This is a genomic window from Streptomyces sp. SID1328 (assembly GCF_009865595.1).
In the GTDB taxonomy this organism is placed as follows: Bacteria; Actinomycetota; Actinomycetes; order Streptomycetales; family Streptomycetaceae; genus Streptomyces; species Streptomyces griseoluteus.
In genome coordinates this window covers 1-1987 of sequence record NZ_WWKH01000118.1, presented here as the reverse complement: position 1 = coordinate 1987, position 1987 = coordinate 1, and the positions used below count along the sequence as shown (strand labels likewise).

Genomic DNA, 1987 nt, shown 5'->3' with positions numbered 1-1987 from the left:
CCTGGGAGGACGACCTCGACCTGCCCGGCGTCCTCGCGGTGCTCCGGGACGTGGCGAGCGCCCCGGACCTCCCCGACGGCGCCCGCTTCGAGACCTTCCTCTACGCCGACCGCCTCCTCGCCCTCGACCTCGCGGGGGAGCTGGGCAACCCCGGCTGAGTGCTCAGCCGACGTGCACCCAGGGCCTCCGCTCCGGGTCCGGTTCCGCGCGGCGCAGCACCTCGCGGGTGACCGGCGCCGCCTCGCCGTTGCCGAAGACCAGGAACTGGAGCAGGTGGCTGACCGGGTTGCCCTCAGTCCAGTTGAAGTAGACGTGCGGCACCTTGCCGGTGCGGTCGCGCAGGGCCAGCAGCACGGCGGCGATGGTGTTGGGCACCGTCGGCCCGTCCGCGCGCAGCCGTCGTACTCCGTGCTTCTCGTCGCCGTGGACCGTGATCTCGCCGGTGAACTCGGAGGAGTCCTGGACGAACACCTCCAGGAACACCACGGAGGCGCCCTTGGGCAGCCGGGTGTGCTGGCGCTGCTCGCGCTCCTTCTCCCGGTACTCCTGCCTGCTGTGTTCCTGCGGCTCGTTGGCGATGAGCTGGAGCGGGCCGTGCTCGGCGGCCTCGTCGACGATGCGCAGCGCGGCGTCGTCGAACACCACCTCGGCGGCGCGGAGTTCGAAGGCGCGGTGCACCCGCGAGCCGATCGAGGTCAGCAGGATCAGCACGATGAAGATGGACGCGATCTTGATGCCGTCGGGCCGTTCGATCACGTTGGCGACCAGGGTGTAGACGAAGACGACGGTGATCGTGCCGAAGCCGATCGTGGCCGCCCGGTGCCCGCGCCGGTGTACGGCGACCGTGGAGGCGAAGGCCGCCGACAGCATCAGCACCAGCACGCCGGTCGCGTACGCCCCGCTCTGCGCGTCCACGCTCGCGTGGAACCACAGGGTGATCAGCACCGCCGCCACCAGAAACACCAGCACCAGGGGCCGCACCGCGCGCGTCCACTCCGGGGCCATGCCGTAGCGGGGCAGATAGCGCGGGACCAGGTTGAGCAGTCCGGCCATCGCGGAGGCGCCCGCGAACCACAGGATGGTGATGGTGGACAGGTCGTACACCGTGCCGAAGATCTCGCCGAGGTACTGGTGGGCGAGGTAGGCGAGAGCGCGTCCGTTGGCCGGGCCGCCGGTCTCGAAGTCCTTCTCGGGGATCAGGATCGTCGTCGCCAGGCTGGAGAGCAGCAGCAGGCAGCTCATGATCAGCGCGGCCGTGGTGAGCAGCTTGCGGGCACCCCGGATGCGGCCCGCCGGGTTCTCGTAGGTGTCCTGGGCGCCGCCCTTGATCTGCGGCATCACCGCCACGCCGGTCTCGAAGCCGGACATGCCGAGCGCGAGCTTGGGGAAGACCAGCAGGGCCACGCCGACCATGGCGAGCGGGGAGGAGTGCTCCGCCGTCATCAGGTGTGTCCAGTCCTCGATCCGCACCGGGTGGGTGAGGACCTGGTAGGCGCAGACGGCCAGGACCACCACATTGAGTGCGAGATAGGTGGCGACCAGGACGACGGCGATCCCGATGGCCTCCTGGAAGCCCTTCAGGAAGACCGCGCCGAGCAGTCCGAGCAGGACCAGGGTGATCCAGACGCCCCTGCCCTCGGTCCAGTGCGGGGCGAACGGGTTCTCGATCACGTGCGCGGCCGCGTCCGCCGAGGACAGCGTCATGGTGATCATGAAGTCGGTGGCGGCGAACCCCAGCAGCACCAGCACCAGGATCTTCCCCGACCACCAGGACAGCAGCCGCTCCAGCATGGCGATCGAGCCCTCGCCGTGCGGGCTCTCGTGCGCGACCCTGCGGTAGACCGGGAGCGCGCCGAACAGCGTCAGCGCGATCAGCACCAGGGTGGCCAGCGGGGAGAGGGCGCCGGCCGCGAGGGCGGCGATGCCGGGCTGGTAGCCGAGGGTGGAGAAATAGTCGACGCCGGTCAGGCACATCACCCGCCACCAG

Annotated in this window: 1 protein-coding gene; it reads right to left on the bottom strand. The window is 70.3% G+C overall.

Annotated features, from left to right (window positions below; all coding sequences use genetic code 11):
- Window positions 1-162: 162 nt before the first annotated feature.
- The coding region (locus GT030_RS03850) for an amino acid transporter (protein WP_161199841.1) at window positions 163-1987 on the bottom strand (1825 nt) is incomplete at its 5' end.